At 70.9% G+C, this 24,916-nt stretch carries 21 protein-coding genes; 9 read left to right on the top strand and 12 right to left on the bottom strand.

The genetic code is table 11. The features are described 5' to 3' along the window. Positions 1–33 precede the first annotated feature (33 nt). Genes GJR97_RS13090 through GJR97_RS13080 form a run of 3 tightly spaced genes read right to left on the bottom strand, consistent with a single transcriptional unit; the run spans position 34 to position 2,793 of the window. Positions 34–915 carry a DUF6999 family protein gene (locus GJR97_RS13090; protein ID WP_324613477.1) on the bottom strand — a complete coding sequence of 294 codons (882 nt, stop codon included), beginning with the start codon at positions 913–915 and terminating at the stop codon, positions 34–36. A 19-nt stretch (positions 916–934) separates the two neighbouring features. Beyond that, positions 935–1,654 carry an iron-containing redox enzyme family protein gene (locus GJR97_RS13085; protein WP_154347163.1) on the bottom strand — a complete coding sequence of 240 codons (720 nt, stop codon included), beginning with the start codon at positions 1,652–1,654 and terminating at the stop codon, positions 935–937. After that, complete coding sequence (locus GJR97_RS13080; protein WP_154347161.1) at positions 1,651–2,793, bottom strand: 3-oxoacyl-[acyl-carrier-protein] synthase III C-terminal domain-containing protein; 1,143 nt, start codon at positions 2,791–2,793, stop codon at positions 1,651–1,653. The genes GJR97_RS13085 and GJR97_RS13080 overlap by 4 nt, the downstream gene beginning before the upstream one ends. Before the next feature lie 145 nt (positions 2,794–2,938). Here GJR97_RS13080 and GJR97_RS13075 point away from each other — a divergent pair, with 145 nt between their 5' ends. Continuing rightward, the gene (locus GJR97_RS13075) at positions 2,939–3,325 is read left to right on the top strand and encodes a PPOX class F420-dependent oxidoreductase (protein WP_154347159.1); all 387 of its coding nucleotides are present in this window, start codon (positions 2,939–2,941) and stop codon (positions 3,323–3,325) included. A 24-nt stretch (positions 3,326–3,349) separates the two neighbouring features. On the opposite strand, the gene GJR97_RS13070 is transcribed toward GJR97_RS13075, so the two are convergent. Beyond that, positions 3,350–4,744 (bottom strand): pyridoxal phosphate-dependent decarboxylase family protein, encoded by a 1,395-nt coding sequence (locus GJR97_RS13070; protein ID WP_154347157.1) that lies wholly within the window; start codon positions 4,742–4,744, stop codon positions 3,350–3,352. Between the two features lie 236 nt (positions 4,745–4,980). Between GJR97_RS13070 and GJR97_RS13065 the strand changes: the two genes are divergently transcribed. The 3 genes from GJR97_RS13065 (at position 4,981) to GJR97_RS13055 (ending at position 8,187) form a co-directional block, all read left to right on the top strand. Beyond that, positions 4,981–5,448 carry a MarR family winged helix-turn-helix transcriptional regulator gene (locus tag GJR97_RS13065; RefSeq protein WP_195760714.1) on the top strand — a complete coding sequence of 156 codons (468 nt, stop codon included), beginning with the start codon at positions 4,981–4,983 and terminating at the stop codon, positions 5,446–5,448. 80 nt (positions 5,449–5,528) lie between these two features. Beyond that, on the top strand, positions 5,529–6,506 hold the full coding sequence (locus GJR97_RS13060) for a zinc-binding dehydrogenase (RefSeq protein ID WP_154347155.1): 978 nt from the start codon (positions 5,529–5,531) through the stop codon (positions 6,504–6,506). Between the two features lie 166 nt (positions 6,507–6,672). Then, a complete protein-coding gene (locus GJR97_RS13055) occupies positions 6,673–8,187 on the top strand; it encodes a PxKF domain-containing protein (RefSeq protein ID WP_154347153.1) in 1,515 nt (504 codons plus the stop codon). Between the two features lie 75 nt (positions 8,188–8,262). Here GJR97_RS13055 and GJR97_RS18815 read toward each other — a convergent pair whose 3' ends face one another. Together GJR97_RS18815 and GJR97_RS13045 are read right to left on the bottom strand one after the other, a co-directional pair. Beyond that, positions 8,263–8,904: a response regulator transcription factor gene (locus tag GJR97_RS18815; RefSeq protein WP_324613476.1), complete on the bottom strand. Its 642-nt coding sequence runs from the start codon at positions 8,902–8,904 to the stop codon at positions 8,263–8,265. After that, a complete protein-coding gene (locus tag GJR97_RS13045) occupies positions 8,898–10,217 on the bottom strand; it encodes a sensor histidine kinase (RefSeq protein WP_195760713.1) in 1,320 nt (439 codons plus the stop codon). The genes GJR97_RS18815 and GJR97_RS13045 overlap by 7 nt, the downstream gene beginning before the upstream one ends. Between GJR97_RS13045 and GJR97_RS17915 the strand changes: the two genes are divergently transcribed. Together GJR97_RS17915 and GJR97_RS13040 are read left to right on the top strand one after the other, a co-directional pair. After that, on the top strand, positions 10,216–10,359 hold the full coding sequence (locus tag GJR97_RS17915) for a hypothetical protein (protein ID WP_195760712.1): 144 nt from the start codon (positions 10,216–10,218) through the stop codon (positions 10,357–10,359). The genes GJR97_RS13045 and GJR97_RS17915 overlap by 2 nt on opposite strands. A gap of 170 nt (positions 10,360–10,529) precedes the next feature. Beyond that, positions 10,530–11,612, top strand: coding sequence for a lipocalin-like domain-containing protein (locus tag GJR97_RS13040; RefSeq protein WP_154347149.1), 1,083 nt, complete (start codon positions 10,530–10,532; stop codon positions 11,610–11,612). Between the two features lie 42 nt (positions 11,613–11,654). On the opposite strand, the gene GJR97_RS13035 is transcribed toward GJR97_RS13040, so the two are convergent. From GJR97_RS13035 to GJR97_RS13020, 4 genes are all read right to left on the bottom strand, one after another. Then, entirely contained in the window at positions 11,655–13,766 is a 2,112-nt protein-coding gene (locus tag GJR97_RS13035; protein WP_154347147.1) for an alpha-L-rhamnosidase-related protein, read from the bottom strand. 3 nt (positions 13,767–13,769) lie between these two features. Next, positions 13,770–14,600: a carbohydrate ABC transporter permease gene (locus GJR97_RS13030; protein WP_154347145.1), complete on the bottom strand. Its 831-nt coding sequence runs from the start codon at positions 14,598–14,600 to the stop codon at positions 13,770–13,772. Further along, on the bottom strand, positions 14,597–15,532 hold the full coding sequence (locus GJR97_RS13025; RefSeq protein ID WP_154347143.1) for a carbohydrate ABC transporter permease: 936 nt from the start codon (positions 15,530–15,532) through the stop codon (positions 14,597–14,599). The genes GJR97_RS13030 and GJR97_RS13025 overlap by 4 nt, the downstream gene beginning before the upstream one ends. Positions 15,533–15,597: 65 nt before the next feature. Then, positions 15,598–16,920 carry an ABC transporter substrate-binding protein gene (locus tag GJR97_RS13020; RefSeq protein WP_154347141.1) on the bottom strand — a complete coding sequence of 441 codons (1,323 nt, stop codon included), beginning with the start codon at positions 16,918–16,920 and terminating at the stop codon, positions 15,598–15,600. Positions 16,921–17,148: 228 nt separating this feature from the next. Here GJR97_RS13020 and GJR97_RS13015 point away from each other — a divergent pair, with 228 nt between their 5' ends. Together GJR97_RS13015 and GJR97_RS13010 are read left to right on the top strand one after the other, a co-directional pair. Continuing rightward, entirely contained in the window at positions 17,149–18,174 is a 1,026-nt protein-coding gene (locus GJR97_RS13015; protein WP_154347139.1) for a LacI family DNA-binding transcriptional regulator, read from the top strand. A 50-nt stretch (positions 18,175–18,224) separates the two neighbouring features. After that, complete coding sequence (locus GJR97_RS13010; protein ID WP_154347138.1) at positions 18,225–20,906, top strand: alpha-L-rhamnosidase; 2,682 nt, start codon at positions 18,225–18,227, stop codon at positions 20,904–20,906. 171 nt (positions 20,907–21,077) lie between these two features. Here GJR97_RS13010 and GJR97_RS13005 read toward each other — a convergent pair whose 3' ends face one another. Then, positions 21,078–23,255, bottom strand: a complete 2,178-nt coding sequence (locus GJR97_RS13005; RefSeq protein WP_324613475.1) for a beta-glucosidase — start codon at positions 23,253–23,255, stop codon at positions 21,078–21,080. 437 nt (positions 23,256–23,692) lie between these two features. Here GJR97_RS13005 and GJR97_RS13000 point away from each other — a divergent pair, with 437 nt between their 5' ends. Further along, the gene (locus tag GJR97_RS13000; RefSeq protein ID WP_195760711.1) at positions 23,693–24,019 is read left to right on the top strand and encodes a YciI family protein; all 327 of its coding nucleotides are present in this window, start codon (positions 23,693–23,695) and stop codon (positions 24,017–24,019) included. A gap of 76 nt (positions 24,020–24,095) precedes the next feature. On the opposite strand, the gene GJR97_RS12995 is transcribed toward GJR97_RS13000, so the two are convergent. Further along, a complete protein-coding gene (locus GJR97_RS12995) occupies positions 24,096–24,890 on the bottom strand; it encodes a Pr6Pr family membrane protein (RefSeq protein ID WP_154347134.1) in 795 nt (264 codons plus the stop codon). Positions 24,891–24,916 lie beyond the last annotated feature (26 nt).

Genomic DNA, 24,916 nt, shown 5'->3' with positions numbered 1-24,916 from the left:
GGCCCCGGGGCATCCGTCGTCGTCGTTCCCCGCTCAGTCGAACGCGACGTCGGTGTCGCGCGGGTACGCCCCGCCCGCGAGCTTCACGAGCCGGGCGTGCGCGTACTCGCACACGAGCGCGTGCCGGTAGACCATGCGCGGCACGTCGACGTTGGAGTCCATCCAGAGGCTCATGCCTGCGAGCTTCCAGTGCCGGAAGGTGTCGTCGTCGGTGACGAGCGCGAGGATCTCGAGGAACGAGTCGTCGAAGCGGATCGAGTGCACGGCGCGGCGGTACTCCTCGACGGTGAGCGCCATCGAGAACGGGATGTTCATGAAGCAGAGCGCGGTCTGGATGTCGAGGCGCAGCAGCCGGCGACGACCCCGCTCGGCGTCGAGCGGTGGCACGTCGAGCTGCGAGAAGTCGAGAGTCTCGGGCTTGGCGAGCTTCACGTCGTCGAGGGCGATGAGCACGTCGTAGACGTTGACGTCGTGCTCGACGACGGCCTGGTCGCCGAGCCCGGAGAGCTTCTCGGGCCGGAGCGTCACCGGTTCCATGTCGACCGGGGTGTTCCGGATGATGAAGTTCACGAGGTTCGTCTCGACGACGAAGTGCCGGATCAGCAGGTCGACCGCGTCGGGCGAGACGAACCGGCGGAGGAACCACACGCAGAGCACGTCCATCGTGTGCAGCGGCATCCACCGGAACGGCAGCACGCGCTTGACGATCGAGATGAGCGCGACGAGCACCCGTGAGACGACGCGCGCGATCGGGTAGAGCCAGCGACGCGACAGCCGGCGCTGGTCGTTGATGATCTGCCGCACGAGCGCGCGGTCGAGCGGCACCGACGGGTCGGCGTAGACCGCCTGCCACATGCTCGGATCGGAGCGGACGTACTCGGGCACCCGCGGCACCGCCATCTTCGGCACCGGCACCTTCGGCATCCTCGCCACGTCAGCGGTCCAGCTCTTCGAGCTGCAGGGCGTAGAGCCGCGCCACGACCTCGGCGCAGCGGACGATCTCGTCGGCGGCCGCGTCGTCGATGATGCCCGAGTCGAGGATCGCCTGCAGGTCGCCGGTGTGCGCCCCGTCTGCCTCCTGGTGGTACTGCATGAAGTGCACCTGGTTGTCGGCGAGCCCGAGCACCTCCTGGAACCGTGCGGCCCAGCCCGCCGCGCGCTTCGCGCCGAGGCCCTCGATGATGAACATCGCCCCGAGCAGCCCCACCGGGTTCGGCCGGTCGGCGTAGGTGAACATGTAGCCCGAGAGCGCCTCGGAGCCGAGGTTCTTCCGGCCGGCGCGCAACTCGTCGAGCGACCCTCCGATCGCGACGTAGTCGCGCTCGAGCATCAGGTAGTCGCGGTGCTCCTCCTCGGCGTGCGTGATCGCCGCCGCCCGCAACGTGAAGTGGTCGATGTCGAAGTTGGATGCCGCACGCGAGATCCACGGCGACCCGTCGACGACCTGCTGCCGCAGGTTGAAGAGGAGCCGCCGGTAGTCGTCGATGGTCACGGTGCCCTCGGCGAGCGCCCGCAGGATCGGCACGCGGTCGAGGCGCTCCTCGAGCCCGACCCACACCTCGGCGAGCCGCTCGGAGAGTGCGGCGGATTCGCCGGGCGAGGTCGAGCCGGGGGCATCCGCCGTCGACGCGGTCGCGGTCGTGTCGGTCGTCATGTCGTTGCTCCTTGCGGTTCGGGTGGGGCGACCACGGTGAGATGGGCGAAGGCGAACGAGAACCGCCCCGACTCTGGGACGGCGAGGAGGATGGTCTCGCCGGGCGAGAACCGGCCGGTGCGCCACGCCTCCTCGAGCGCGATGAAGATGCTCGCCGCGCCCGTGTTGCCGCAGGTCTCGAGGTTCGAGAACCAGCGATCGGTGTCGAGCGTCGGGATGCGCTTGCGGAGCCCGTCGAAGGCGAGGTCGCGGAAGGCGTTCGTGCTGTAGTGGCAGACGACGTGGTCGAGGTGGCTGACGTCGACGAGTCCGATGTCGACGAGCTGCTCGAACTCGCGGAGCCCCGCGCCGGCGAGGTCGTCGAGCACGCCGACGTCCTGTCGGAGCACGAACATGCCGGATGCCTCGGCGTCGCCGATGCCGACGTCCTGCCAGGTGCGTCCGACCTCGGGTTCGAGCCCGTCCATCCCCGCGCGCATGCACACGTCGTGCTCGTGCGCGAGCGAGACGTGGCGCACCCAGTCGACGCGGAGCGACGGGCGGGTCGGGTGCGGTTGGAACTCGACGACCACGGCACCCGCGCCGTCGGAGAGCATCCAGCGGAGGAAGTGGGAGTCCATGCCCGCGCGGATGCCGTCGAACCGGCGCTGCCGGAGGCTGCGGCTCGCGAGCTCGGAGCCGACGACCGCGACCCTCGGGTGCTCGCCGAGCTTGACCTTGCCCACCGCCGCGTCGAGGGCCTGCAGGCTCGAGGCGCAGACGCCCGACGCCGAGAGCAGCTGCATCGGTCCGCCGCCGAGGCGGCCGTGCACCATCGATGCGAATCCCGGCACGAGCACGTCGCCGATGGTCGTCGCGGTCGCCAGCATGCGCAGGTCGTCGGGGCGGATGCCGCGGTCGTCGAGCGCCGCCCGGAGCGCCTTCACCGCGAGCTCCTCGTTGAGCTCGGTCGGCTCGCCGTGCTCGTCGAGCGCGTAGTGCCGCTGCCGGATGCCGTTCTGGTCGAGGATCATGCCGCGGATGCGTGAGGTGACCGGGTCGTCGCCGCCGAGGCGCGCCACGATGCCGTCGTTGTCGACCGGCTCACCCGGAAGGTACCGCCCGAAGCCGGTGAGGTACGCAGACGCCGTCGTGCCCATGGGGATGACAGTAGGGCACGCGGGTGTCACGATCGCGACACCCGTCCGCGGCACATCGTGCAACGAGATCGCACAGGTTTCGCGGATGAGAGACTGATGCGGCGGCGGACGCCCGACCGCCAGGAAGAGTGGAGCACGAGAACGGATGATCACCGACGCCGCACGCGAGCTCCTGGCCGAGCGCCACCTCGCGACGCTCTCGACGATCGGCCGCGACGGCCGGATCCACTCGGTGCCGGTCGGGATCACCTACCTCGACGGCATCGTCCGCGTGATCGGCAGCCGCGGGTCGCAGAAGTTCGTCAATGCCGAGCGCAGCGGGCGCGCGAGCGTGAACACGGTGGACGGCGCGAGGTGGATCAGCTTCGAGGGGCCGGTCCGCATCCTGTCGGATCCGGAGTCGGTCGCGTTGGCCGTCGAACTCTATGCGGCGCGGTACCGGCAGCCGCGCCCCAATCCGAAGCGGATCGTGCTCGAGCTGACCGTCGAGCGGGTGCTCGGCTCGGCGGGCATGCGAACCGGCGCCGACTGACCTCAGGGCGGGTCATGACGGGCCTCACTCCATGGTGTCGAGGATCGCCGTGAGGTGCTCGAACGTCGTCAGCGGGTTGACGATCGCGAAGCGCGTGTTGGGCCGGCCCGCGTGCGAGCTCGGCGTCACGAAGGCGTGCTGCTCGTCGAGCAGCCGCGCGGACCACCTGGCGTAGTCGGCCTTCGCCCAGCCGTCGCGCTCGAACACCACCACCGAGAGCTGCGGCTCGCGGACGAGTCGGAATCCCTCGCGGCGGTCGATCTCGCGGGCGATGTCGTGCGCGAGCCGGATGGAGGCCGTGACGGCGTCGCGGTAGACGGCGGCGCCGTGGGTCGCGAGCGAGAACCACAGCGGCAGCCCGCGGGCACGGCGGGTGAGGTGCGCGGCGTAGTCCGACGGGCTCCACTCGCTCGTCTCGGTGAGGGTGTCGAGGTACTCGGCGTGCTGCGTGTGCGCGCGGCGCCCGGCCTCGGGGTCGCGGTAGATCAGGGCGCAGGCGTCGAACGGTGCGAACAGCCACTTGTGCGGGTCGACGATCACGGAGTCCGCTCGCTCGACACCGGCGAACCGGTGGCGCGCCGTCGACGAGAGCATGCCGGCGAGGCCGTACGCCCCGTCGACATGGAGCCACACGTCGAACTCGTCCTTCAGGGCGGCGATCGAGGCGAGGTCGTCGACGATGCCGAAGTTCGTCGACCCGGCGGTCGCGACGACCGCGAAGACGGATGCCCCGTGCTCGTCGAGCGCGGCGCGGACCGCGTCGCCGCGCAGCACGCCGTCCGCCCCCGGGTCGACGGGCACGACGTCGACGTCCATCACGCGGGCGGCCGACGCGATCGACGAGTGCGCCTCGGCGCTGCAGACGACCTTCCATCGGGCAGGCGGCTCCGCGCCGGACCGGGCGACGACCGTACGGGCGTGCTGGCGCGCGGCGACGAGCGCCGAGAGGTTCCCGAGCGTGCCGCCCTGCACGAACACCCCGCCCGCGGTCGTCGGCAGGCCGAACTCCGCCGCGAGCCATGAGAGCACCTCGTTCTCGGCGTGGACCGCACCGGCGCCCTCCAGCCAGGACCCTCCGTACAGCGCGCTCGCCGAGACCACGAGATCGAAGGCGACGGCGGCCTTGGTCGGGGCGGTCGGGATGAACGAGAGGTACTGCGGGTGATCGGTCGTGATGCACGCCGGCGCGAGCACGTGCTCGAATCGATCCAGCGCCCGTTCGGCCCCGATGCCGTGCTCGTCGATGCTGCGCCCCGCGAGGCGCGCGAGGTCCGTCGGCGCGATCGGCTTGTCGAGCGGCGTGTCGCTCGAGAGGATGCGGTTCTCGGCGTACCGGAGCACGAGCCGCACGAGGTCGGAGGTGCTGCCCGACACCTCGTGCATGGATGTCGCGGACGACGGGGCGGCTGGGGTCGACATGTTCCTCCGATCGGTGAGAGCTCGGAACAGTGTGCGCGACGGGGGCCCATCGCGCAACTCATGATCACAGAACCGCAGCTGAGCGCACATCTATTGCTTCACGGGGCCGTTCTCCGGCGATTTCCACCGATGGCGTCTCGCCACCGGTGGCACGCCCGCCACCGCGCGCTCCCCTCGACCTGCGGATGCCGGCGAAGTGAATTGCGCACAACTGAATTGTGTGCAAGTCTTTCTGCATGGTCGTGACGGATGAGATGGTGTGCTTCTCGCTGTACGCCGCCTCCCGGGCGACGACGCAGCTCTACCGCACGCTGCTCGAACCGTGGGGCCTGACCTACCCGCAGTACCTGGTGCTCGTGGCACTCTGGCGCGAGGGCGATCAGACGGTCACCTCGCTCGGCGACCTGCTACAGCTCGACTCGGGCACGCTCTCGCCGCTGCTTCGACGCATGGAGCAGTCCGGGCTCGTCGTGCGAGCCCGGAGCGCCCAGGACGAGCGCGTGGTCACCGTCGCCCTCGGCGAGCGCGGCACCGCGCTCCGCGCCGAGCTGGCCCACCTGCCGTCGCGGATCGCCGAGGCGGCCGGCGTGCGCGAGGGCGACGCCGAATCGCTGATCCGCACGCTCCAGCGGGTCACCGCGTCGATGCACACGGCAGCGGCATCCGGTCACGACCTCGACGCGCCATCCGCCACTACCGGCTGACGTCGCGACGACCGCCACTCACGTCGTCGCCCGCGGCATCCCGTGCCGCGCGATCGCACACGAACGAAAGGAACCGCGTCATGCGCGCACTCATCCACTCCGCCTTCGGCGAGCCCGGCACCGTGCTCGAGGTCGAGGAGCGCCCGCTCCCCGAGCCCGGGCCGGGCCAGGCCCGCGTGCGCACGCTGCTCGCGGCGATCCACAACCACGACCTGCTCACCGTGAGCGGCGACTACGGGTTCACGCCCGAGCTGCCGGCCCCCGCCGGCACCGAGGCCGTGGGCATCGTCGACGCCGTCGGCGCCGACGTGACCAACGTGCAGGCCGGCCAGCGCGTCGTCACCGGCGGCACGTTCGGCGTCTGGGCCGAGCACTTCGTGGCGAACGCGGCGGGCCTCATCCCGGTGCCCGACGGCGTGACCGACGAGGCCGCCGCGCAGCTCGTGTCGATGCCGTTCAGTGCGGTGAGCCTGATGCACGCGCTCGACCTCAAGCCCGGCGACTGGATGGTGCAGAACGCGGCGAACGGCGCGGTGGGCCGCATGGTCGCCCAGATCGGCGCCGCCCGCGGCATCAACGTGATCGGGCTCGTCCGCCGCGCCGCGGGCGTCGACGAACTCCGAGACCAGGGCATCGCGAACGTCGTCGCCACCGACGGCGACGGATGGCGCGACGAGGTCGCCGCCCTCACCGGCGGTGCGCCCATCGTCGCCGGCGTCGACTCGGTCGGCGGCACCTCCACCGGCGACCTGGCGTCCCTGCTCGCCGAGAACGGCACCCTCGTGGTGTTCGGCGCCATGCACTCCCCGAACATGCAGCTCGCCTCGTCCGACGTCATCTACAAGCAGCTGGCGATCCAGGGCTTCTGGGGCAGCCGCGTCAGCCGCGACATGGATGCCGAGACGCGATCGATGCTGTTCGGGCACCTCATGCAGCACGTGCTGTCCGGCGCGCTCACCCTGCCCGTCGCAGGCGTCTACGCCCTCGACGAGATCGGCGACGCGGTCGTCGCGAGCACGACGCCCGGACGCGTCGGCAAGGTGCTGCTGCGGCCGTAAGGGCCCGATCCCGTCGCCCGCGACGCGTCGTCTGCCCCCCGTTCGGGTCCGTGTTCAGGGATTTGAACGCGCGACGTATTCCCCCGTCCGTTCCCCGTACCTACCGTCGGATGGACGGCCGTCCCGGAGGGGGGCACGCCGGACGGACTCGAAAGTGGAACGACGCATGGAACGAAGCATCACGCGTGCAGGCATGGCCTCCGCCGCAGCACTCCTCACCGCCGCCGCCGTGTTCGGCAGTGCGCTGGTCGCGCACGCCGACAACATCCAGGACACGATCGCCGACACGGCCGACGCCGCGCTCGTCCTTCAGGCGGGAAGCTCGACGACGAAGAGCGCGGGCATCCGTCTCATCGGCAACAGCTCGCAGGGCGACGACGACCCGGGCTGCAACATCGACGCCGGCGAGAGCCCGCTGCGTCTCGACGTGATCACGCCGACCGGCATCACCGCGAATCCGGACCCGGTGGTGATCACCGAGTGCGGAACCGAGTTCACCGTCGTCTTCTCCGCGGCAGCCGACGCGGTGAGCGGCAACGTCACGGTGGCCATCGTCTCCGGCCCCGCGGGTGGCGGCTCCTACCTCAACCAGGTCCTCATCCCGATCACCGTCACCCGGCCGCCGACGCCGTCCAACACCAAGCCGACGGTCTCGGTCCAGGGCGTGACGGCGGGCGACTACGAGATCGGCTCGGAGCCGACGCCCACCTGCGCCGTGACCGATGCAGAGGACGGCCCGAGCTCGTTCCCCGCGGTCGTCACGGGAACCCTCGCGCACGGACTCGGCACGCTGACCGCCACGTGCGACCACACCGACCAGGGCGGCCTGGCGGCCGACACCGCAACCGTGATCTACTCGATCGTCGACACCGGCGCCCCGACCATCGACCACACGCTGAGCCCCGCCGCACCGAACGCGAACGGCTGGTACAAGACGGAGGTCGACGTCACGTTCGACTGCGCCGACATCGGCGGCTCGGGCATCCAGTCGTGCGGCCCGGATGCGCTCCTGGGCGAGGGTGCGAACCAGACGGTCACCGGAACGGCCGTCGACTGGGCGGGCAACACCACGACCGACACCGTGGCGGGCATCAACGTCGACCTCACGAAGCCGACGGTCGAGTTCGCCGGTGTCTTCGGCTCGTCGCACTACTTCGGCGAGGTGCCCGCCGCTCCGGCCTGCACGGCGGACGACGCGCTGTCGGGCCTGGCCTCCGCGTGCTCCGTCTCGGGCTACAGCACGGCCGTCGGGCCGCACACGCTGACCGCGACCGCGACCGACCGCGCCGGCAACGTGGCGACGGCGGAACTGGCGTACACGGTCCTCGCCTGGAACCTGAGCGGCTTCTTCAGCCCGGTGGACATGGGCCGCACGTGGAACACGGTCAAGGGCGGCAGCACCGTGCCGCTGAAGTTCGAGGTGTTCGCGGGCGCCAAGGAGTTCACCGACACGTCGGCGATCGACCGCTTCACCGCCACGCCGACGACCTGCCCGGGCGCCGATGCACCGATGGACGCGATCGAGTTCACGACGACCGGCGGCACGGCGCTCCGGTACGACGCCACGGCCGGCCAGTTCGTCCAGAACTGGGCGACCCCGAAGAAGCCGGGCGCCTGCTACACGGTCACGATGACGACCGACGACGGCTCGAGCATCAGCGCCGGCTTCATCCTGAAGTAGGTCGGGTCGAAACCCTCCCCCGGGATCGAGGGGGCCGGGAGCATCGCTCGCGGCCCCCTCGATGGTGTTCGCGCGCTACTCCTCGAGCAGGCGGAACGCGCTCGCCCGATCGGTGACCGACAGCTTCCGCAGGACGGATGACACGTGCACGCGCACGGTCGTCGGCGACAGGAACAGCCGAGCCGCGACTTCGTCGGTGCTGTCACCGCGCCGGAGCAGGTCCATGACCTCCCACTCCCGCGTGCTCAGCCTGGACGCGGCGGCGGAGCCCCGCCCGAACCGGCGCCGCGCGGGCCCGCGGAACTCGTCGAGGATCCGCGCCACCAGCGCCGGCGGCATCGCCGCCTCGCCGGCCAGGACGCCGCGGAGGGTGTCGGCCAGCGACTGCGGCGCGGCATCCTTCAACAGGTACCCGGCCGCGCCCGCCCGCAGCGAGTCGAACAGGTCGTCGTCCTCGCGCGACTGGGTGAGCATGACGATCGCGGTCGTCGGCACGGCGCGGCTGATCGCCTCGGCGGCGCGGATGCCGTTGCCGGGCATGTGGATGTCGAGCAGCGCCACGTCGGGCCGATGCCCGGTCACGAGCTCGACGGCCTCGTCGGCGGTGGCGGCCTCGCCGACCACGCGGCATCCGCCCGCTTCGAGCCCGCGGCGCACGACCGATCGCATCGCCGCGTGGTCGTCGGCGAGCACGACGGTGATGGGCGCAGCTACCACGTCACGGTCACCGTGCTTCCGTCACCCGGTGCGGACTCGATGCGCATCGACCCGGGCAGGCCCTTCGCCCGGTCCCGCATGCTGACGATGCCGTACCCGCCCGCGGATTCGCCCGAGCCCACGTCGAAGCCCGATCCGTCGTCCTCGATCGTGAGTCGCCGCTCCCCGTCGACCTGGTCGAGTCGCACGCGGACGAGCCGGGCGTCTCCGTGCCGCACCGCGTTGACGACCGCTTCGCGCATGATCCGCACCAGGGCGTGCCGCTGGTCGCGATCGGCGGCGATCGAGTCGTCGACGTCGACCTCGAGGCGCACGTCGTAGCGCGCCGCGAGCTCGCGCGCGGCGCGATGCAGCACGTAGCCGAGCGGCTCGTCGTCGAGGCTGCCGAGCGCGTTCACGGCGGCCCGCGCCTCGTCGAGCGCGCGCACGGCCGCGTCGGAGATCTGGCGCTTCGATGCGGCCTGGTCGGGCAGCATCGAGGTCTCGACGCGGATGTACGCCAGTTCCTGCATGACTCCATCATGCAGTTCGCGCGCGAGCCGGCGGCGGTCCTCGACCACCGCGACCTGCGTCTGCGCGCTCCAGTAGAGCTGCAGCTCGCGGAGCGCCCCGACGAGCAGCAGGAGGTAGCAGGCGGTGCGGAGCACGTCGCCCGTGTACAGCCAGTCGGTGTAGAGCGACGGATAGAGGAGGTAGTTGACCCGGGCGAAGCCCGCGAGCGTGCAGGCGGGCGCGAGCCACCGCAGGAGTTCGTCGTTGCGGCGTGCCGCCTGCCTCGCCACGACGATCGACGCGGCGAGGAAGCAGAGCGCCCCGACCGCCTGGCCGCTGAGCAGCAGCGGATGCCCCGCGAACACGGGTGCCGTCGCGGAGCTGTCGGTGAGGTCCTCCCCGAGGGCGACCGGCAGGGTGCCACCGGCCACCCGCAGCACCACGGCGACGACGGCGATGAGGAGCACCGGTGCGAGCAGCGTCCACCGGCGAAGCCACCGCGGGCCGATGCGATCGCCGGCGATCGCAGCGGCGAGCACGACGATCGCCCCCATGACCCGCACGACCAGGGGCAGCCAGACGTTCAGCCGGCCGTCACGGATGCCCACGACATCCTCGATCAGGTAGGTGACGAGGAGGCCCGCCAGGCCGAGGAGCACGAGCGCCTCGCACAGGAGCCAGTCCTGGAGTCGCTGCCGGCGCAGGAAGCGGTTGTGCAGCAGGTACGCGACGAACAGGGCGACGCAGCTGTCGACCGAATCGAGCACGAGATGCAGCGATCGGTTCGGGATTCCGAATGCGACGTATGGACTCCAGAGCATGAACGCCGTCACGAGGATGCAGAACACCCACGTCGCGACGGTGCGCGACGACCACGACCGCGGATGCCTCGGCGCCGGTGCCGACCTCGACGTTCCCATTCCGCGGCCGTCCGCACCCGGCCGGCGCGACGTCTCCCGGTGAGCGGAGGACGTCTCGACGTCGTCACCCACGAACGCACCCCCCGGTTCGCCCAGCGCGGCGGCGGCGCCGCTCGGTGGGGCGAGTCTACTGGTGGTGGTCGCCGCCGTCGGGCGCGGCCGGCCGCGCGCGGTGGCAGACTCGTGCCATCCATCGAGGGCGGGGAGGGCCCGATGAGCAGCGCTTCCGAGGCATCCACAGCCGGCAGCCCCGACGACTACCGGCGATTCGGACTCGACCCGGCCACGATCGAGCCGTGGGAGGACGGCGCCCGCACCGAGAACAGCCCGGGCACCTACGAATGGTGGTACTTCGACGCGCACCTCGACGACGGCTCGAAGCTGGTCGTGGTGTTCCAGAACAAGGATGCCGTCTCGCCGGACCGGGGGCTGTCGCCGCTGCTGCGCATCAACCTCGACCTGCCCGACGGTCGCACGATCGAGAAGCTGCACGCCTTGCCCGCCGACTCGTGGTCGGCCGCGACCGACCATGCGGACGTCCACCTCGGTGCCAACCGCTTCGAGGGCGACCTGCACACCTACCGCATCACGGCCACCGTCGACGAGGTGTCGATCGACGTGACGCTCATCGGCGACATCCCGCCGTGGCGACCGGGCACCGGCCACCTCGTGTTCGGCGCCGAGCGCACGGACGTCTTCGCCTGGCTCCCGTCGGTGCCGCAGGGCACCGTGAGCGGCAGCCTCACCCTCGACGGTGCGACCCGGTCGATCTCCGGGGTCGGGTACCACGACCACAACTGGGGCAACGTGCCGCTGCCGCGCATCGTGCACGACTGGTACTGGGCGCGCGGGCGGGCGGGCCCGTACAGCGTGATCGCGTCGTACATCACGTCGGTCGAGAGGCTCGGATTCCAGGCGATCCCGGTCTTCATGCTCGCCCGCGACGGCGAGATCGTGGCGGATGACGCGTCCCGCGTGCGCTTCGGGATCGACGACGTGTTCACCGATGAGGTGACCGGCAAGCCCGTGGCATCCGTCGTTCGGTACACCTATGCGGACGGCGACGACGAGATCGTGGTCGAGTTCACGCGCGAGCGAGACCTCGTGCGGGCTCGCATGGCCGATGGACTGTCCCCCGTCAAGCGACTGCTCGCCCGGCTCGCCCGCTTCGACGGCGCCTACCTCCGCTTCGCCGGGCCGATCACCGTCACGGTCCGGCGCAACGGCGCGACCGTCGAACGGCACAGCGACGAGGCCATCTGGGAGCTCATGTACTTCGGGCGCGCGCGCACCTGAGGATGGCGCGTGGGAGCCACTCGTCGTCGGCGATGCGGCAGATCAGCCGATGCGGGACGACCCGGGCTGCACGCCGGGCATCGCCGCGGCGACGTCCAACTCGACCACGGCCGGGCCGATGTCGATGCGGTCGCCGTGGGCGAGCGAGGCGCCGGCCGGGATCCGGACGGTCGACCCGGTCGCGTCGGCGTGCACGACCACGTCGCCGAGCGGGGTCGGAACGACCGCCGACGCCCAGTCCAGCCCGGCGAGGCGCGGTACCACCTCGAATCGAGCCCATCCGTCGTCGAGGGGACGGATGCCGAGCACCGCCTCCGGGATGAGTGCGGCGGGTCCGGCCGACCAGGCGTGGCAGAGGCTCCGACCGAAGGGACGGCCGTACATCGCGAGGTCGTTCGCCGCCGACGACGCCTCCTCCCAGAAGGTGCCCGGCCCGGCCTCGAGCATCGCGCCCCAGATCCGCCGGATCTCCACGAGCACCGCCTCGTTCTCGCTCGCCTCGAGCCGCGCGCGAAGCCGGAACGCCGTCATGAACGGCGTGCCCGCCGTCCCGGTGCGGGTCGATGACGCGACGCCGTCGGGCACGCCGTCGGGATGCATCCCGGCGAGCACCGAGAGGAAGTTCGCGTACGGGGCGGGCGAGGAGGTCGTCGCATCCGCGCCGAGGTAGTCCGCCCAGCGGCCGGTGTCGTCGAGCCATCCGTCCGCCCGCAGGGTCGCCTCGACGCGGTCGGCCAGCGTCCGCCACCGTACCGCGCCCGCGTGCTCCACTCGCCCGAGGAGCCTCGCCGCACTGCGGAGCGCCCAGCACCACAGCATCTGCAGCGCCACCGGATCGCGACCGTCCTCGATCGAGAGCCCCCAGTCGAGGAACACCGATCCCGGACCGGAGTCGACGAATCCGCCCCGCTGGGCCTCTGGGCGGAAGACGCCTCGATCGTCGGCGAATCGCGCGAGGTCGGCGACGAACGCGTCGACGTGGTCGGCCTCGCGCTCCGCGAAGGCGAGGTCGCCGAAGTACCGGACGTAGAGGTCGGCGTTGACGACCCACCAGAGCGAGTAGTCCGCGATGCCGTTGACGTACCCGTGGTCGGGCCTGCCGAGGGCGACGAGCCCGTCGGCCACGACTCCGCCGTCGCCCAGGGCGAACGCGTTCGCGAGGGTGCTGAGCGCCTGGTCGCCGGCCCACGGCATCCGGTCGCGCTTGATGCCGTCGATCATGAGGCCCTGGTCGCAGACGCGCAGCGTGTACTGCGCCGACGCCCAGATCCGGGTCAGGAGTTCATCGGAGCATGCGAACGCGCCCGGCCTGGCGACCGGCGTCACGTCGGCTCGCACCCGGATCTCGTCGGGCACGTCCTCCGACTCGACCGCGAGATACCTGAACCCGAGCGGATGGCTCGTGGTCCAGCCGCCCTCCGTCGGGATCACCTCGTGGCGCGTCTCGCGGTCGGCTTCGTCGGCGCGCGCCTCGGCCAGGCTCTCTCCGCTGCCGACGACCGGTTCCGGGCCGGCGGGGAGGATCGGCCTCCCGAGGAGCGGAGCGCCGAGGTCGTAGAGCCCGTCCGGTCGCCGGACCGCTGCGACCTCGACATGGCCCGGCCCTTCCAGGTGCGGAGCGCGAGCGCCGCCCGGACGCAGGACGATCGGTTCCCACGAGTCGTCTCCGACGCGGGCGGACCAGTCGACGAGCGGGGCGCCGACCGGCACGCCGAGCGCCGGCACGTCGCCCGGTCGGGCGACGACGTCGAACTCGACGACCGCGCCGGCGGCCGCCACCTCGAACCGGAGGTCGTCATCTCCCAGGACGAGAGCGATCACGGGCGCGGCCGACCCCGCGGCATCCGCTCGCGCCGAGACCTCGGCACGCCCGGCCACCCGCACCGAGATCCGACCGGGCTCCGCCGCGGTCGCACGGAACCGCACGCGCTCGACCGGCCGTCCGTGGTTGCGCGGATAGTGCACGTGCCGATTGGCGGCGAACCCGTCCTCCACCAGTCGACCGAGCAGGGCCAGCTCGTACTGGTCGCGCGCGTACGCCCATCCGCGGTCGGCCGCCCGCGGAACCACGTCGTCGTCCTCGAAGGGCTGGGGCGAGCGGGCCCGGACCCACCGCCGCACCTCCTCGGCGGAGCGCGGCGGCTGCTGCGGCATCCGTCAGCCCTTCACGGCGCCGGAGGTCATGCCGGCGACGATCTGGCGCTGGAAGAAGATGTACATGATCAGCGGCGGGATGGTGATGAGCAGCACGTCGGCGAAGAGCAGGTTGAACGCGCTGGCCGATTGCGAGATGTAGTTGAACGTCGTCAGCTGGACGGTCGCGTTGGCATCGCCCGGCAGGAAGTACAGCGCGTACGTGAAGTCGCTGAACACGAAGACGGCCTGCACGACGATGACCGTCACGATGACCGACCGCAGCAGCGGGAAGATCACGCGGAAGAACAGTTTGACCGGCCCGGCGCCGTCGATGACGGCCGCCTCGTCGAGCTCGCGCGGAATCGTCGCGACGAACGCACGGAACAGCAGGATGCAGAACGAGAGCCCGAACGCGACGTGGACTGCGATGAGGCCGACGAGCGTCTTGAACAGGCCGAGTCCCTGGAGCACCCAGATCGTGGGCACGACGGCCGGCGGGATGATGAGCCCGGCCAGCACGAGCGTGTTCACGACGGGGTTCCACCGCGACTTGCGGCGCTGCAGGACGTACCCGACCATCGCGCCGAGGACCACCATGATCGACACGGCGCCGACGGTGAGCAGGGTGCTGTTGACGAAGGCACGCACCAGCAGCCAGTCGCGGTTCTGGAGGACCGTGGCGATGTTCTCGAAGAGCACCCACTCGGTCGGCCAGGTGAACTCCAGGAAGGACGCCTCGGCCTGGGTCTTGCCCGCCGTGAAGACGATGAACGTGAACGGGACGATGAAGATGACGATCGCGACGAGGATGGCGACCGAGCCGCCGCCCCACTTCCAGGCGACGTTTCTCATTGGTCGGCCTCCTTGCGGTTGAGCCACCACGAGAGCGGGAAGATGATCGCGGCCACGACGAGGAACAGCACGACGTTGCCCGCGGTGGAGAGGCCGAAGAACCCGGCCTGGTACTGCTTGTAGATGACCGAGGCGAGCACATCGCTCGTGAAGCCCGGGCCGCCGCCCGTCATCGCCCAGATGAGGTCGAACGAGCGCAGGCCGCCGATGAGCGAGAGGAGCACGACGGTGACCGTCGCGGGGCGGAGCAGCGGCAGCGTGATGTGGCGGAAGTTGTTCCAGGCGCCCGCGCCGTCGACCTTCGCGGCCTCGTAGTACTCCTGGGGGATCGCGACCATGCCGGCGATGTAGATGAGCGTGGCGAGGCCGACGCCCTTCCAGATGTCGACGAGGGCGACGGAGAGCAGTGCGATCGAGGGGTCGGTCAGCCAGCCGGGGCCCTGGATCCCGATCGCCGCGAGCGTCTCGTTGATGGGGCCGTCGAAGGGGTCCATGAGGACCTTGAACAGGATGCCGACGCCGATCGTGCTGACGAGCACGGGGAAGAAGATCGTGGCGCGGAGGAAGCCGCGGCCGATGATCTGCGAGCTGAGCAGGACGCCGAAGAGGAGGCCGAGCACGACCTTCGCGCCCGAGGTCAGGAACGCGTAGATGAACGTGTTGATGAAGCCCGTGACGAGCTGCGGCTCCTGGAAGAACCGGATGAAGTTGTCGAACCCGATGAACTCGACGTCGAACAGCGTCCACCGCGTCAGCGAGAAGTAGAACGACGCGACCGTCGGAACGAGGAACAGCACGACGTAGAAGACGCCGGCGGGGATGAAGAACCACGAGGGGTAGGGGCTCTTCATGGGCTTCCGCTTGGCGGGCTTCGGAGGCGACGTCGCCGTCCTGCCCGTGGCGGTGCGGCCGGTGGCCGTCGCGGTGGTCATGGTGGATCTCCCGGATATGGCTGCGGGGCCGGGCGCGGCCCGGCCCCGCAGTTCAGTGGTACGGCTTACCAGCCCTCGATGCCGAGCTGCTGGGCCTGCTTCTTGACATCCTCGTCGTACTGGGCGGCGCCGTCAGCAGCCGAGGTGATGCCGGAGCCCACGGCGACCGTGATCTGCTCCAGGGCCGGTCCCTTGATGGGCGAGAGGAACTCGAGCGCGAGGTTCGTCTGACCCGCGTCGAAGTACTGCTGCAGGTCGGAGACCATGGCCGGGACGTCGTCGGGCAGGCTGCAGCCCTCGACGACGAACGGACCCTGCGGCGCGTTGGCCTCGGCCTGGATGTCGCAGGCCTCGGGCGTCGTGAGGAACTCGAGGAACTGCTTCGCGGCGTCGAGCTTGGCGCCCTCGGTCGACTGCGGGACGAAGACCGTGTAGGTCGGCATCCACACCGTCAGGCCGAACGTCGAGGCGTCGTCGCCCGGGATCGGGAACGAGCCGACGGTGTCGGTGGCCTCTGGGTTCGTCGTCGCCAGCTGCGAGGCCGCGAACGTGAGCATCGGGTAGTGCGCACCCTCGCCCGTGGCGACCATCGAGACGCCGTCGGCGTACGTCGCCGACGCGAAGTCCTCGTTGAAGAGTCCGGCGTCGTACGCGGCCTGCAGGTGCTCGAAGCCCGCGAACGCCGGCTGGTCGACGTACTTCGCCTCGTTGTTGGTGTACTCCTCGGCCCAGTCGGGGTTCTCGGCGAGCACGTTGTTGAAGTCGCCGAGCACGAACAGCTGCGAGGTCCAGGTGTCGCCGTAGGTCTGCACGATCGGGGCGGCCACGCCGGCCTCCTTGATCGCTTCGCTGTTGGCGATGAACTCGTCCCAGCTCTCGGGGATCTCGAGGCCGAGGTCGGCGTAGATGTCCTTGTTGTAGAGCATCGCGCCGGCCATCGACTGGCCCATCGGGACGCCGTAGACGCCGTTGTCGGTCGCGACGCTCGTGACGAAGTTCTCGTCGAGCTTGTCGATGTAGGGCTCGTCGGCGATGTTCACGAGCGTCTGGTCGGGGTTCAGGGCCTGGAGGAGCGAGCCGGAGTTGTACTGGAACAGGTCGGCCATCTCGCCGGTGGCGAGGCGGGTCTTCACGACGTTGTCGCCGTCGGCACCCTGGGGGCGGGTCTCGACGGTGATCGTGATGTCGGGGTTCTCGGCGGTGAACGCCTCGGCGAGGGCCTCGGCCGTGGAGACCGTCGACTCGCCGTTGTCGACGAGGAACGACAGCTCGACCGCTCCGCCGTCGGAGTCGGAGTCGCCGGCGCTGCAGCCGGCCAGTGCGAGGGACAGGGCGAGACCGCCTGCGCCCAGGGCGACGATCGAGCGTCGCGTCGTACGGGGGACCATTCTTTACCTCCATGTAAAGCAACTGCGCTGTTGGGGTGCGCCGAGGATTCGGTGCTGTGGCGCCTGCCACGTTAGGAGCGTGCCGCGCGTTTGTCAACCGATCTACACAGTTTGACCGTGAATCGATCTACATCAGACGGCCGTAGGCGTAGATCGATCTACCGTTTCCGGCGGGAACGTGTACAGTGACAACGAGTTCGCTCCTGACGACGACGAGAGGAGAGCGGCATGACCGACGCGAGAGCAGCGACCATCGAGGACGTCGCTCGGCACGCCGGCGTCTCCCGCGCAGCGGTCTCCAAGGTCATCCGCAACGCCTACGGCGTGAGCCCCGCGATGCGTGAACGCGTCACCGCCGCCATCGAGGCATTGGACTACCGACCGCGGGTCGCGGCCCGCGCCATGCGCGGCTCGAGCTTCACGCTCGGCATCGAGCTGCCGCACATCGGCAACCCGTTCTTCACCAAGATCGTCGCCGGCGCCACCGCGGCCCTCCAGGGGACCGGCTACCAGCTGATCATCGCCCCGGCGGACGTCGACGGCGAGGAGGGCGTGCGCGCCCTCGGCGCACTGGCCGATCGCCAGGTCGACGGCATCATCGCGATCTCCCCGCTCGTGTCGACGGCGTGGCTCGAGCGCCTCGGCACCCGGATGCCCATCGTCATGATCGGTCGTCACGACCGATCCGAGAACTACGACACGGTGACCGGCGACGATGCGGAGGGCACGCGGCTCGCCATGGCGCACCTCTTCGACCTCGGTCACCGACGGATCGCACACCTCACGCGCAGCGCGGACGTCACGCATCCCGGGTCGGGAACACCGCACGCGGTCCGACTGGAGCAGTACCTCGCGAGCATGCGTTCGGCCGGGCTCGAGCACGAGATCCGCGTCATCCGCACCGGAATGACCGAAGACGCGGCCCGCGTCGACACGCTGGCCGCTCTCGACGACGACCGGCCCACCGCGATCTTCGTCGGAAACGACGAACTCGCACTCGGCGCGCTCCGCGCCGTCGGTGAGGCCGGCCTGACGCCCGCCGATGTCTCGGTCGTCGGGTACGACGATGTCGACATCGCCAGCCATCCGGCGATCTCGCTCACCACCATCGACCAGTCGGGCGTCGAGATGGGCGATCGCGCCATCCGCCTGCTGCTGGAACGCATCCGCGACGGACGCATCGAACCCACGCACTTCTCCGTGACCCCCGTGCTGAAGGCGCGCGCCTCGACGCGCGCCGTTCGCACCGGCTGACCCCTCGAACCATCGCCGGCTCCGCCGGCCACCTCCCCGGAAGGACGTCGATGTCCACGACGCTGCCCCCCTTCGACTCGACCGACGCGAGCGCTCGCGTGCACTCGGTGCGCACCCAGTACCCCGACGGCCTGCTCGGCGTGCCCGGCACGGGCATCCGACTCTCGTGGCGCGCGGAGGCCGCCGCGCCGCAACTCGGCTTCCAGGTCCGCTGGGCAGGTGACGCGGAGGGCGTCGCCGAGGTCGTCGCGTCCGACGACTCGATCGGCGTGCCGGCACCGGGAGGCGACCTGGCATCCGGCTCTGAGCGCCGGTACTCCGTGCGGATCGCCACCCGCGACGGCTGGTCCGACTGGAGCGACGAGGCCGTCGTCGAGGCGGCGATCGACCCCGCCGACCTCACCGCGCGTCCGATCGGCGGAGCGGGGCGGGTCGACGACCCGGTCACCCTCCTCCGCACCGCCTTCCGCCTTCCGGCCACGCCAGTCCGCGCTCGGCTCCGCGCCACCTTCTGGGGCGTCGGCGACATCCGGATCAACGGCGCGAACGCGCTCGGCGAGCATCTCACTCCCGGGTGGACCGCGTACGACGGCCGCATCGTGCTCGGCACGTGGGATGTCACCTCCGCCCTCAGCGAGGGTGAGAACGTCCTCGGTGCGCTGCTCGGCGACGGCTGGTACCGCGGTCGCCTGGGCTGGGAGGACGAGGTCGAGCACTACGGCTCCGAGGTCGCCGCGCTGGCCCAGCTCGACGTGGAGTGCGCGGACGGCACGCACGTGCGCGTCGGGAGCGGGCCGGACTGGCAGCGCGCCACCGGCGGCATCCGCTTCGCGAGCCTCTACGACGGGGTGGACGTCGACCTCGCCGCCGAGCCGACCGGCTGGGACCGGCCCGGCTTCGACGCCGCGGCGTGGGAGCCGGCGCTGGAGATCGCCGTGGATGCGTCCGTCGTCGAACCCCGGATCACGACGGGCGTTCGCACCGTCGGCGAATGGCCGGTCGAGGCGCAGCCGCGCGGCGAGCACACCTTCCTCGACCTCGGGCAGAACATCGCCGGCTGGCTGCGGCTGACCGTGCGCGGTCGCGCGGGCGACCGAGTGGTGGTGCGCCATGCCGAGGTGCTCGAGATCGACGGCACGCTGCACACTGCGGCACTGCGCACCGCCCGCGCGTCCGACACGTACGTGCTCGCGCATGACGGCGAGAGCGTGCTCGAGCCGACCTTCACCTTCCACGGCTTCCAGTACGCGGACGTCACCGGAGCCGAGGTGGTCGCTGCGACTGCCGTCGCGATCTCGAGCGCCGACCTGCCGCGCTCGACGTTCGAGTGCGCGGACCCGCGTCTCGGGCTGCTGCACTCGAACGTCGCCTGGTCGCAGCGCGACAACTTCGTGTCCCTTCCGACCGATTGCCCCCAGCGCGACGAGCGCCTCGGCTGGACCGGCGACGCGCAGGCCTTCGCACCCACGGCGTCGACGCTGTTCGACGTCGAGTCGTTCTGGCTGAGCTGGCTCCGCGATGTCGAACTCGACCAGGACGACGACGGTGCCGTCGCGGCCGTCGTCCCGAACATCCTCACGCGCGACGACTTCCCGGCCGACGGCGGCGGGCACAGCGTGATGGGTCGGGCCGGGTGGGCGGATGCCGCGACCATCGTGCCATGGGCGGTCTACGAGTCGTACGGCAGCGAGGAGGTCCTCGTCCGCCAGCTCGACTCCATGCGGCGCTTCGTCGACAGCCTCGAGCGGAGGGCCGGCGATCGCGGGCTGCTGCCGACCGAGTTCCAGTTCGGCGACTGGCTCGACCCGGACGCCCCGGGCGACCAGCCGTGGAAGGCCAAGGTGTCGTCGGACTTCGTGGCCAACGCGTTCTTCTCGCGGAGTGCCCGCCTGCTGGCCGACGCCGAGCGCCTCGTGGGCGACCCGGCCCGGGCCGCCGACGCCGACCGCATCGCCGACCGCGTGGCCCGCGACACCTGGGCGGAGTGGGGCGAGGCCGCGATCCGGACGCAGACGGGCGCGGCGATCGCGCTCGAGTTCGACCTCGCCCCCTCGGCGGACCGCGAGCGCATCGGCGAGTCGCTCGCCGCCAACGTGCGCGCCGAGCACGGCCGGATCGCGACCGGCTTCCTCGGCACGCCGCTCGTGCTCTTCGCCCTCGTGCACACGGGCCACGTCGAGGAGGCCTACCTCATGCTCCTCCGCCAGGCACCGCCGTCGTGGCTCTACCAGGTCGAGATGGGCGCGACCACCGTCTGGGAGCGGTGGGACGCGATCGGCCCCGACGGCAGCATCCACTCGGGCGAGATGGCCACGGGCGACAGCTCGGGCATGATCTCGTTCAACCACTACGCCTATGGCGCGGTCGTCGACTGGATCTACCGGTACGTCGCCGGCATCGCCCCCACGACCGACCGCCCCGGCTACCGTCGCGTCGTCGTGGCGCCGCGCCCGACCGCGTCGATCCCGTGGGCTCGCGCCTCGGTCGAATCGCGGCTCGGGCCCGTCGCGATCGATTGGACGCTGACCGACGGCGACCTCGCGATCGAGCTCGAGGTGCCGTACGGCGCCGAGGCGGTGCTCGACCTGCCGGTGACGGATGCCTCCGAGGTCACCGTCGACGGCGTGGCCCTCGTGTCGGACCGCCTGGGCCCCGGTCGCCACCGCATCGCGGCGACCGCCGTGCGCGTCGCGGAGGTCCCGTCGATCGAGACGAGCGCGGCGGCCGGCTGACCGGCTTCACGCCTTCGCCTGAACACGGAGAAGGGCCGGTGCGGCATCTGCCGCACCGGCCCTTCTCGCGTACGCGCTCGCGGGTGGCGACCGCTCGGTGATCTGGCTCCGCACGCCGAAGCCGGGTGGGCGGGAAGCTCGTTCCCGCCCACCCGGCGTCGGGCTCCGCGCCTACTTCACGGCGAAGGAGGCCGCGGCATCCGCGTCGACGGAGCCGCCGACGGTCACCTCGTAGGTGCCGGCCGCAGTGGCCCAGTCACCGGCCGCGGTGTCCCAGTACTCGAGCAGGTGCATGTCGGCGAGGTCCTCGGCCGACAGCGTCACCTGCACGTTGCGGTGCTCGCCGGGCTCGAGCGTCACGCGCTCCCACCCGATGAGGCGCTTCGAGGGCTCACCGGTCGAGCTCGGCAGCTCGAGGTAGACCTGCGCGACCTCGGTGCCCGCGACGTCACCCGTGTTGGCGAGGCGGAACCGCACGCGGATCTCCTTGTCGCCCGAGGTCGACTTCGGCGTGACGCTGACCTTGTCGTACGCGAACTCGGTGTAGCTCAGGCCGTGTCCGAACTCGAACAGCGGCTCGATGCCCTCGGCCTCGTACCAGCGGTAGCCGACCTTCAGGCCCTCGCTGTAGTCGACCTGGAGGGTTCCCTCGGCATCGGCGATGCCCGGGTACTGCGCCTCGGACTGCGCCGTCGGCGTGTCCTCGACGGAGACCGGGAACGTCATCGGGAGCTTGCCCGACGGGTTCACGTCGCCGTACACGAGCTCGGCAAGCGCCGGGCCGAACTGCTCGCCCGAGTGCCAGGCGTGGAACACGGCGTCGACGTCGTCGATCCACGGCATCTCGACCGCCGAGCCGGCATTGAGCACGGCGACGGTCTTCGGTGCCGCCGCGGCGACGGCCTCGATCAGCGCGTCGCCGTTGCCGTCGAGTCGCAGGTCGGAGAGGTCCTTGGTCTCGCCCATGGTGTAGTACCCGAAGACGAGGGCGACGTCGGCCGCCGCCGCGACATCCGCTGCCTGCGCCGGGTCGGCACCGTTGTCGTAGACCACCGAACCGCCGGCGTCACCGACGCGCTCGGTGAGCGCGGTCAGCGGGTCCACGATCGCGTTGCAGTTCAGCGCTTGATTTCCGGGAGGACCGAACGGGAAGTCCCACGCGCAGCCGGTCTTGGCGCTGACGCCGCCGGTCGGCGTCGTCGAGGCGGTCTGGCCGATGACGGCGACCGTGAGGTCGCCCTCGGCGAGCGGCAGCACGCCCTCGTTCTTCAGCAGCACGGTGCTCTGCTCGGCGATCTCCTTGGCGAGCGCCTTGTGCTCGGGCGTCGACACGTCCGCGACGGGCGTCGCGGGCACCGGGTGGTCGAAGAGCCCGCCAGCGATGTAGGAGTGCACGACGCGGAAGGCGGCCTCGTCGATCCGCTCCTGGGTGATCTCACCCGCGGCGAGTGCGGCGTCGAGTCGCGCGGGGCTGAACCAGCGCGGGCGGTTGAGCTCCTGGTCGAGTCCGGCGTTGAGCGACGGGGCGGTCGAGTGCACCGACCCGAAGTCGCTCATCACGTAGCCCTCGAACGGGTAGTCCTGCCGCAGGCTCGTGGTGAGGATGTCGTTCTCGCACGCGTACACGCCGTTGACCTGGTTGTAGGAGCACATGAGGCTGCCGGGGTCGCTGTTGCGGACGGCGATCTCGTACGGCAGGTCGTAGATCTGCTTGAACGTGCGCTCGTCCATGTTCGACGAGCTCGACTGGCGGGCCTCCTCCTGCTCGTTCGCGACGTAGTGCTTCAGGTTCGCGATGATCGGCTTGTCGGGGTTGCCGTCCTCGAGTCCGCGCACGTTCGCCGCGGCCATGAGGCCCGAGAGCACGGGGTCCTCGCCGAAGTACTCGGAGCCGCGGCCCGAGAGCGGGGTCCGGCCCGAGGCGATGCCCGGTCCGAGGATGACGGCGCTGCGCTTGTCGAACGACTCGCTGCCGTGCGCGATCGCCTTCTCCTCGCCGAGTTCGAGGTTCCAGGTCGCGGCCACGGCGATGGGCCCGGGCCACGCGGTCGTGCCCGCCGAGAGGTAGACGCCGTCGGGTCCGTTGGCGTAGACGACGACGGGCGTGCACGGCAGCTGTGCCGGGTACACGACGTTCGCCTCGCCGGCGAACGCGGGGTTCCACGTCGTGCGGGTCGGGTCGTTCGCCGGCTGCTCCACGAGCCACCGGTACTTCTGGTGCTGGCTGCTGGCGTCGAGCAGCGCGGTCGCCCGCTCGTCCGCGCTCAGCGACGCGTCCATCCACGGCACGGTCGCGCAGTCGACCTCCTCGGCGGCCGCCGGGGCGGCGACCGTGAAGAGTGCGGGCACGGCGAGAGCGGATGCCGCGAGCGCCGCCACCACCCCCCTGCGCCGCCGAGCGAAGGCGGGAACCGCCCGCGTCTTCTCCGGTTGATTCGTTTCACGGTCACGCACGCGTCGTGGTGTGATGGGCAACTTCATGGTGGATTTCCCTCTTCCTCGAAGGCATCGATCCGTAGATCGATCTACACTTTGTTGACCGTTCTACAGTGTCAAGCGCGGCGTCCGGATGTCAAGGGGATGACGCCGGCAGCACTGGCGTATGACGCGGAACCCGCGGGCGGGCGCGCCCACGCCGACGCATCGAACGCCGAGGTGCGGGCCGAGCACCGAGGGCATCGCGGCGGATGCGGCACGACCGGCACCGGAGTAGCGTCGGCCCCGATGGCGCGCGCCGAGGCTCGTCACGAGGTCGGCGTCGCGCTCCTGACGAAGGGGAAGAGGAGATGGCGAAGTACCTCGTGCTGTACCGGGCCGACGTCAGCGCGGAAGAGCAGATGCAGCAGTCGCCCGAGGAGGGCCAGGCCGAGATGCAGGAGTGGATGGCCTGGGCAGGGAAGGTCGGCGGTGCCTTGGCCGACTTCGGCTCGCCCCTCGGCAACGGCCGCGCCGTGGCCTCGTCGGGCGCATCCGACTCGTCGTCGGACGTCGCCGGCTACTCGATCGTCGAGGCCGCGGATGCCGACGCGGCCGTCGCCCTCATGGACGGCCACCCGCACCTGAAGGTCGGCACGATCGAGGTGCTCGAGGCGCTCGAGATCCCCGGGATGTGACCGCCGATCGCCGATCGGCAGCGGGTGCCGCGGGGTCAGCCCCGCGGCATCCGCCGTGTCCGACTCGGGTCGGCGATCACCCCGCCGACGGACCCGACGGCCGGTGACGAAGACGGCGGAACCAGGCGACGACCTGGCCGGGAAGCGCACCGATCCGGAGCCGTGCCACCCCCGGATGGGTGGCGGCGTAGCGTTCACGGGACCGGCCGATGCCGATGATCGCGACCCCGAGCAGCAGGAACGCGAACAGGATGCCGCCGATGTACCCGAACGCCGACCCGTACCCGGCGATGTGCGGGTCCAGGAACCCGTACGGATACCACCACTCCGCACTCCCGTCCGGGTTCGGCACGAGCTCCCCGCGCAGCATCGTGTAGATCGTCCAGACCAGCGGATAGCTGACGATGACCGCGAGCGATCCCCACCGGAGCCCGCGCCGCCTGGAGGCGAAGAGCAGGTCGAACACGAAGTACGCGGGCAGGACGACGTGCAGGGTCTCCGTGGCCCACGAATCCAGGTTCGCGACCCAGAGCGGGTCGGTCGCCGCGATGGCGGGCGGCGCGCCGCGGAGCAGCACGTTGAACACCACGCCGAGCAGGATCACCGGACCGGTGACGGCGGCGATCGCCAGCGCGATGCCGGCCGGCTCGGGCGAGGTGCCCGGATGCCGGCGCATCCAGTGCGCCGCGACCGACAGCACCACGATGCTGAGGATCGACGACACGATCGTGAACATGCTGAAGTAGTTCGCCAGCACGAGCCCGAGATCCTGGCCGTCGCGCATCGCGCGGTCGACGTTCACCAGAAGTCCGGCGAGGACGCCCGTTCCCGCGACGATCGCGGCGGCGACCCTGAACCATACCCAACGCATGAGACCCCCCAGTTCCACTGCAGTCG

It is taken from the genome of Agromyces kandeliae (genome assembly GCF_009674665.1).
GTDB classification, from domain to species: Bacteria; Actinomycetota; Actinomycetes; order Actinomycetales; family Microbacteriaceae; genus Agromyces; species Agromyces kandeliae.
This window is presented reverse-complemented; position numbering and strand designations above follow the sequence as displayed.